Source organism: Pseudozobellia sp. WGM2 (assembly GCF_017810075.1).
Lineage (GTDB): Bacteria > Bacteroidota > Bacteroidia > Flavobacteriales > Flavobacteriaceae > JADNYK01.
The window spans coordinates 72724-81410 of record NZ_JADNYK010000012.1; the positions used below are offsets into that span (position 1 = coordinate 72724).

Annotated in this window: 5 protein-coding genes and 1 tRNA gene; 1 reads left to right on the top strand and 5 read right to left on the bottom strand. The window is 40.3% G+C overall.

Annotated features, from left to right (window positions below):
- Positions 1-22: 22 nt before the first annotated feature.
- From IV512_RS19345 to IV512_RS19365, 5 genes are all read right to left on the bottom strand, one after another.
- Positions 23-2794 carry an outer membrane beta-barrel protein gene (locus IV512_RS19345; RefSeq protein ID WP_209406350.1) on the bottom strand — a complete coding sequence of 924 codons (2772 nt, stop codon included), beginning with the start codon at positions 2792-2794 and terminating at the stop codon, positions 23-25.
- Positions 2795-2943: 149 nt separating this feature from the next.
- A complete protein-coding gene (gene der / locus IV512_RS19350; protein ID WP_209406352.1) occupies positions 2944-4248 on the bottom strand; it encodes a ribosome biogenesis GTPase Der in 1305 nt (434 codons plus the stop codon).
- Between the two features lie 153 nt (positions 4249-4401).
- Positions 4402-5928 carry a choice-of-anchor I family protein gene (locus IV512_RS19355; RefSeq protein WP_209406354.1) on the bottom strand — a complete coding sequence of 509 codons (1527 nt, stop codon included), beginning with the start codon at positions 5926-5928 and terminating at the stop codon, positions 4402-4404.
- Between the two features lie 86 nt (positions 5929-6014).
- Complete coding sequence (gene era, locus IV512_RS19360; protein ID WP_100869577.1) at positions 6015-6902, bottom strand: GTPase Era; 888 nt, start codon at positions 6900-6902, stop codon at positions 6015-6017.
- A complete protein-coding gene (locus IV512_RS19365; protein WP_209406356.1) occupies positions 6889-8253 on the bottom strand; it encodes a sodium:alanine symporter family protein in 1365 nt (454 codons plus the stop codon). The genes era and IV512_RS19365 overlap by 14 nt, the downstream gene beginning before the upstream one ends.
- A 189-nt stretch (positions 8254-8442) precedes the next feature.
- On the opposite strand from IV512_RS19365, the gene IV512_RS19370 reads away from it, so the two are divergent.
- A tRNA-Met gene (locus IV512_RS19370) sits at positions 8443-8515 on the top strand.
- Positions 8516-8687: the final 172 nt, after the last annotated feature.

Below are 8687 nucleotides of genomic sequence, written 5' to 3' on the forward strand. Positions count from 1 at the left end.
ATGATCTACAGCCCTCCGAAGGTCAGAACATGAATCTATTACCCTCTTTAGATTTTTTGCCGCCGAACTGATCAAACTTGTATGTGAGACTGAGCATAAAATAACGTTGTAGAACGGTACCTTGAAAATCTTGTATAAAATCTTGGCCCGTTGTTCGGCGAGTATTGATATTTTGATTGAGAAGATCATAAGCCAAAACTTTTAAAGTGGTCTGTTTCTTGAATAATTGTACGCCAAGACTCATGTTCCAAAATAGCGCATCTTTATCAAAACCATCGCTAACATTGCCATTGTAATTATATCTTATATCGTTACCCCAAATCACATTTTCCGGCCAATATAAAGTCATCTTCAACTCAGCGTTATGGCTCGTGAAGTTAATATCTTCATAACTTTGGATGTTATATTTTGTGGAGTTGAAAGTCAAACTATAACCAGGTTCAACCTCTAGAATTTTATTGATGTTTAAACTAGTGGAAATTCTAGGTGTAAAAGTATTTCTTCGAGCTTCTAAACGTTGGCCGTTAACAAAACCAATATTTTTCTGTAAATTGAAATAGGGTCTCACATTCAGCTTAACACTTAGGGTACTGTCCTTTTTAAATTCTCTTGAATACCCCATTCCCCCATAATGATTATAATTTCCATCGACATTCATATAAGTAGTTTGTCTTAGAAGGTTATCGTCAGTTTCTGTTACCGGCGAAATAAGATTATCTTGAAAATTGAGCCCCATGTATAGAAACATGCCAGTACGATCTTTCCAATTGAAGTTGTTGTAGTTTAAATAAATATTTTTTGATACTGAAGGGTCCAAATTCGGGTTTCCCGTAACTATATTTAGAGGATCGCTCACGTCAGGTACCGGCTGCAATTGGTTAATTTGGGGCAAATTAAAATCGGAATCGAAATAGACGCTTACACGCTTGCCCTCCTTAATGGTGTAGTTAACATAGCCGTTGAACAAAATGTTCTTATAAGATTTTTCAAAGGTATTATCTCGAAGAAATTCGGCAATATTCAAGTCTGAAAACACATACTCTAAATCAACACCCATATTCAGTTTTTCGCGATCGCGCTTAATGCCCAAAGCAGGTATCTTTTGAGAAGTTTTAAACACAAAATCAGAACTCAATGCCTCATTAAAATTAGAGTAGCTGTTCATATTCATATCAAAATCGAATACCGAGCGAACATTGGCCTTTTTTTCTTCACGCTGTTTGTAGGTGAGATCTACGAAAAGTTTTTTTCCTAAAACTTGTCTATAGGTTACACCAAGTTCGTAAGTGTCGTTTTCATCTTCACTTAGTGTATTTCTGTTCAAGATTTCTGTACGAGCATTGTCTCCAAAAATATCATTAGTATTGAGAAGACCGGTAGTCTTATCATTAGTACTATTCGTATTATTGAAAAACAGCCTAACAAAGGTGCCTAGGGTATCGAATTTCTGGGTCATATCAAAACGGTTGGTGAAATTTCTACCTACCCCATCTTCATTTCTTAAACGCTCATTTAGGTTCAACAATCCATCTTCATTGGTAGAAGATTGTGTAGTAGAGGCATCGACTGAATGGGTTCGGTTCACACTCATCGCAGGTTCAACAGTCACCCTTAAAGACTTGCCGATATCAAAAATAAAGCTTGCTGCCCCTCGGTTAGATACCGTATTTCCCTCGAAACTTGATTCGCTATCGGTAAAAAATACTCCGCTTGGCAAAATATTCTCTCTTGATATTTTTTCATCATTATAGCTATCAGAAGAGGCAAAGAAGTAATTACCCAATAGTTCGTACTCTCCTTTTTTTGAATTGGCATAGCTACCACCAAGAGTATTTGATGTGATTATACCTTGTCCAAAACCAAAATTGAGCCCTGAAATCGAGAATCCGCCCTCTCTATTAATGTTAATGCCACCACGTGAGCGACCCAGCATATCATATATCTCATCAAATGAAAACCCTGCCGAATTAATATTGTTCGATGCTCCGACAATACTAATTCTTTCATTACCATTAAAATAATTGAAGAGGGTGTTTGCCTGATAACGCCCATCAGTACCATAGCCCGCAGTAATTCGAGATAGTACACCCTTGTTCATATCTTCTTTTATCGTTAGATTGATGGTCTTTGATTCACCGCTACCACTCTCACCTGTAAATTCTTGTGCCTTAGTTTTCGTATCGGTAATCTGTATTTTACTGATAATTTCTTTGGGCAGACTCTTGGTGGCCACTTTGGGGTCATTACTGAAAAAAACCTGACCGTTGACCAATACCTGGTTGACCTCTTTTCCGTTCACGGTAATTTTACCATCGCTATCAACCTCTACCCCTGGTAATTTCTTCAACAATTCTTCTACAGTAGCATCGGGTCTTACCTTAAAAGAATCGGCATTGAACTCCAAGGTATCTTTCTTGATGATAATGGGTACTCTATCTGCCACTACATTTACACCTTCGAGTTCTTCTGTTTGAGGTTCCAATTTTAAGACCCCCAACTGAAGTACGGCCTGCCCTTCAACTTTCATAGTTAACGTTCTGTAACCATTAAAGGAAAAAAAAAGATTCAACTCTTTTAACGTAGAGCGGTCTTCCATCTCAAAAAAACCGTTTTCATCGGAAATCGTATAACTGACCAAAGTACTGTCTTTCGGTGATTCGGCATAAATGGTGGTCGCTTCTAGTGGTTCGTCGGTAGTAGCGTCGACTACAGATCCGGTAATTCTAAACTCTTGTGCATACAGGGAGGGGAAAACTAAAATGCACCATACAAAGGCGAGTAAAGCTCTGTGCATAAAGGCATTATTTAATGATTGATGAATGTATCTCAACCAAAAATACCATTACAACTAAAAAATTAGTTGTAATTAACAAAAGTTTATGCTTCTATAAGTGTTAAAAGTCTACTTATTGATTAAAGCAAGTAGTATAACCCCTTAGGGTCTTACTTCTTTCGCATAAAAATTGTTACCGGCACACCGGTAAAATCAAAATTCTCGCGTAGTTTATTCTCTAGAAATCGTTTATAAGGGTCACGCACATACTGTGGCAAGTTGCAGAAGAAGGCAAATTGCGGGTATGGGGTCGGCAATTGAGTAATAAACTTGATTTTTACATATTTATCTTTGTACGCCGGTGGCGGTGTACGCTCAATTATAGGGAGCATTACATCGTTCAGCTTGCGTGTCTTAACCTTTTTAGACCTGTTTTCAAATACCTCAACAGCCGTTTCAATGGCCTTAAAAATCCGTTGCTTGGTAAGCGCGGAAATAAATATAATAGGTACATCTACAAAAGGTTCTATGGCCTTCTTGATGCGTTGGGTGTACTGTTTCATGGTATTGGTTTCTTTGTCCTCGACCAGATCCCACTTGTTCACCAAAATCACAATTCCCTTATTGTTACGCTGTGCCAGCCAAAAAATATTCTCTACTTGACCATCAAAACCACGAGTTGCATCGAACAGCAACAAACACACATCACTGTGCTCGATCGCCCGAACCGATCGCATTACCGAATAGAACTCCAAATCTTCTTTGACCTTGGCCTTTCTTCGAATACCTGCGGTGTCGACCAAGTTGAATTCAAAACCGAAACGATTGTATTTGGTATCGATACTATCACGGGTAGTACCTGCAATATCGGTCACTATATATCGGTCTTCACCAATTAGGGCATTTATAAACGAAGACTTACCGGCATTCGGTCTACCTACCACTGCAAAACGGGGCAATTCACTTTCTTCTTTGTCCTTTTCAGGCAGTACTTCCACCAAGGCATCCAATAAATCTCCTGTGCCACTACCGTTTATACTCGAGAGGGTAAAATATTCACCTAATCCAAGGGCATAGAATTCTACAGCGTCTTCCGCTCTTTTGGCGTTATCGACTTTGTTAATAGCCAGAAAAACAGGTTTATCTACTCTACGGAGCAAATTCGCGACATCTTCATCCATTCCGGTGATGCCCGCTTCCACATCTACCATAAAAATTATGGCATCGGCTTCGTCGATGGCCAGCTCTACCTGCTTATCGATTTCTTGCTCAAAAATATCATCGCTACCGACTACGTAACCGCCCGTATCTATCAACGAGAACTCCTTACCGTTCCAATCGCTCTTACCGTAATGACGGTCACGGGTCACCCCACTCACGGCATCAACGATGGCTTCCCTACGTTGAATCAAACGGTTAAAAAAAGTGGACTTACCCACATTTGGTCTTCCCACAATGGCCACAATAGCACTCATACCTCATTTAATTTGGCGCAAAAATACTACATATCAAGTATTTGCCGGTTCATTTAGCACTTTTTCTTTTAACCCTTGCCCAACTGTTGTATTCAAATAAAAAACCCTTGAAAGCCATTGACTCTCAAGGGTTTTTAAACAATTAGCTGAAATCTAAGATTTGATTTCGTAAATAGATATGGTATTAGAAACCTCGTTGGTCACAATTAATAAGTTTTCTTTGGTCGGACTATCTTTTGCGGGAACTACCAATAAACCTTCCGGTGCCATGTCTTGTACATCAAAAATCCAGTTTAAGAATTCTGGAGCCGTAGGGTTTGTAATATCATAAACCAACACCCCTCCGGTACGTTCCAAACCTACGAACAATAGGGTTGACTTACCCATCTTTAGTGTCGTTACCGCCTCTGGCTCGGCACCTTTATCATCACTTCTTCCATCGGCCTCGCCCTCATCCGCATTAAAATAATCAGGAGCCATTTCGAAAGTCCTTCTACCGATTTCATCTCCACTATCGTAAACCAAAGCGCCATAAGTATCCCAAATGGAAAACGACCTGGCACCGTAGGAATAAATTTTATCGTAATCTCCATCCCCATCAATATCACCACTGGCCAAAGTAGTTTTCAATCGCCCCAAGTTTTCTTCTTTCTGTAATTCTTCCGCATTTGGGAAAGCCGTAGCATCCAACTCCAGATCTTCGACACGGGCTTCCTCTGAATACCCGTCATAATCTCTAGAATCGCCTTCGTTGGCCGTAATCAAATAATTGGAACTCTTCACTTCAGCAAAAGCAATGGCATCTGGCATATACAAACCATGTACAGGCCAATTTTGAAAATTCCCGATACTATCATCTCTATTGCTGGCATCCATAGTATTGTATGGCATCATGTGGTCTTTTGCGCCAAGACCATAAACCGCACGAATGGTCATACCTTGTAAGTCAACTACGGCGATACCATTATTTTCTTGTAAGGTGACATAGGCGTACTTACTGTCAGTGGAAACGGCAACATACTCAGGTTCTATATCTTGGGTCAGACTAGCACCTGGACCAAAGACCCTAAACTCGTTACCAATTGTCTCCGCATCAAAATTGGCAAAGTAAAGAGTACCTATTTTATTTTTCTTTAAATCGATTACAGTGATAGAGCCCTCAGGGTCTACTGAATAATCATCATTTGGCTCCCCTTCATTTGCGGCGATAATATATTTACCGTCTGGAGAAAAAGTGACCATATCGGGTAAAGCCCCTGCGGTATAGCTATTTACAAGTTGTTGTGTTTCTGTATCGTAGGTTTCGATTGTACCGTTCTCTTGTTTATTGGTATTCTCAACGGCAACCGCTAAAATTCCGTCATTTACGGCAACACTATTCGGCGTTCCGTTCAGGGAAATACCTGAAAGTTTTATTGCCGTCGATGGGTTTGAAATATCCCAAACCGATATTTCATTTTCATTTGGGTTAACTATGAATAATTTATTGGTTTTGGCATCGAAAGCACTGATTTCTGCAAAGCCCTCGTCACCGGAACCATTGGCAAAAGTGCCTATCTGATTGAAAGTAAGGTTTGAAACATCGGTATCATGCCCGTGACCTGGCAAGCCAATATAATCTTTAATACATGAGGAAAGTGTAACACCCAGAACGAGTGCTATCAGTAATGGTTTTTTCATTTTTCGGTATAGTTATTTATCTCTATACGAAAATGACAAAACACCTTAATCAAAACGTAACCTAATCAATAAGCTAAGGTTATCAATCAGTTTTGATTGTACCCGAAACGTCTAAGTTGCCGCGCATCGCTACGCCAATTCTTATTCACTTTTACATATAATTCGATATGTACCTGCTTACCAAAAAATTGCTCTAAATCTTTACGGGCCTCTACACCTACCCTCTTTAATGCACTACCTTTATGGCCTATTATGATCCCCTTCTGAGAATCTCGTTCGACCATAATTACCGCCCGCATACGAATGATTTCTTCGTCTTCGTGAAATTCTTCGGTTTCAATTTCTACGGAATAGGGAATCTCTTTTTTATAGTGGATGAGGATCTTCTCGCGAATGGTCTCATTCACAAAAAACCGCTCCGGTTTATCGGTCAATTGGTCTTTCGGATAATATGGAGGTGCCTCAGGAAGCAATTCTATAATGCGTTCAAAAACATTTTTAATATTGAAGTTCGATAAAGCCGAAATAGGATGAAGCTCAACCGTAGGAAGCATTTCTTGCCAATACTGAACCTGTTCTTCCAATAATTCTTGCGTTGCCGTATCCACTTTGTTCAACAGCAATAGCACCGGTATTTTGCTATTTTTTATTTTCTCGAAAAAGGCTTCATCTTTTAAAGCCTTCTCACCAATTTCCACCATGTAGATAAGTACATCGGCATCTTCAAAAGCAGATTTTACGAAGTTCATCATCGAAGACTGCAGTTCATAGGCCGGTTTGATGATACCGGGGGTATCGGAAAGGATTACCTGAAAATCATCCCCATTAACAATTCCTAGAATACGGTGTCTTGTGGTCTGTGCCTTTGAAGTAATAATAGATAACTTCTCCCCAACGAAAGCGTTCATCAATGTCGATTTGCCCACATTGGGGTTACCGATAATATTAACAAAACCCGACTTATGCTTTTGCATCCTTTAATTTTTTAAAATATTCAGTTGCCGCCTTGTTTACCTTAGGCGCCAACAAAAGTACCGCAATCATGTTAGGTATTACCATTAATGCGTAAGAAAGGTCAATTAAGTTCTTCACCAATTCTAAGGAAGCCACTGCCGCAAACACGATCATAATAACGAAATACCAATTATAATACTTACCAATCTTGGCATTCGTTAAAAAAGATAAGCATTTTACTCCGTAATACGAATAAGTGAACAGCGTAGAGAGGGCAAAGGCCGAAACGATTAACATGAGTAGGTCATCACCGTACCCGAACAAGGTGGTTTCAAATGCGGATAAGGTCATTACAATTCCACTAGAATCTTCTAAATAAGCACCGCTGAGAATAATTACAATTGCCGTAAAAGTGCAGACAAGAATAGTATCAATGAACGGGCCTAACATGGCCACCAGACCCTCTTTTATCGGACTGTCGGTCTTTGACTGCCCATGATACATCGGTGCACTACCCAGACCGGCCTCATTTGAAAACATGGCCCTTCGTATACCAATGATCACCAGGCCCCAAAAACCACCGGTTACCACGGTTTTAAAATTCCAGGCTTCGGTAATTATCATCTTTAAGGCAGGGAAAATCTGTGATGAATTCAGCGCCATGACCGCCACTACCGCAATCAGATAAATCAACACCATAAAGGGCACTATGGCCGACGCTACTTTAGCAATTTTGGTCAGTCCGCCAAATATTACGAACGAGGTAATTATCGCCAAAGCAAAGCCAATGCTAAGTTTCCAGTTTTGGTCACTCATAGCGAACAAGGTATCTGACGGCTCAACCACACTCATAAACGTTTCGGTAAACTGGTTGGCCGTAAAAACACCTAAAAAGCCGAAGAGTCCGCAAACAGCAAAAAATATTGCCAGAGGTCTGGCCTTTTGCCCTAAACCTTGAGTGATATAGTACATGGGGCCACCTTGTAATTTTCCATCGGAGTCAGTCGTACGGAACATCACCGCGAGACTACAGGAATAAAATTTGATACACATACCGATAAGAGCGGTTACCCAAATCCAAAAAACAACTCCAGGCCCCCCATCATGAATGGCAATAGCAACCCCAGAAATATTACCTAGCCCCACCGTTGCGGCAACTGCCGCCGACAAAGCCTGAAAAGAGCTTACATCGCCCTGAGCCGATTTATCGTCATATTTGCCAGCTGTTATGGCAATGGCATGACCGAAATAACGATAGGGTAAAAATTTAGAATAAACTACTAGAAAAAGCCCCCCACCTATAAGCAAAAGAAACATCGGCCACTCGGTGAACGGTAATGCACCGGAAATAAAATCATTAATTAACTCCATAAACGCTTAGCAAGTCTCGAAGGTATGCATTTTACAGATTTTAATTTAGTGAGGCTGCAAAAAGATTCTTCAACAAGTTTGGATAATACCATAAAACCGTTGTATATTTGTCGCCCGTTACGAATAGTAGCGCTCTTCTTGACAGCGTCATGAGTTGTAGTCGAAAGACAAGTAAGAAGAAACCCATATCGCGGGGTAGAGCAGTAGGTAGCTCGTCGGGCTCATAACCCGAAGGTCGCTGGTTCGAGTCCAGTCCCCGCTACTAGCAAACAAAGGGCTTCCGAGAGATTGGGAGCCTTTTTTTATCTCCACTGTACAACATATGTACAACAATTTGGGATCAGGAACAATTGTTGTGTTTATGCAAAAATTGTTGTTAGTCTAAATAGGAAGAATTCTACATTTTTCACACCTCTGAACTGCGCCCTAAATGC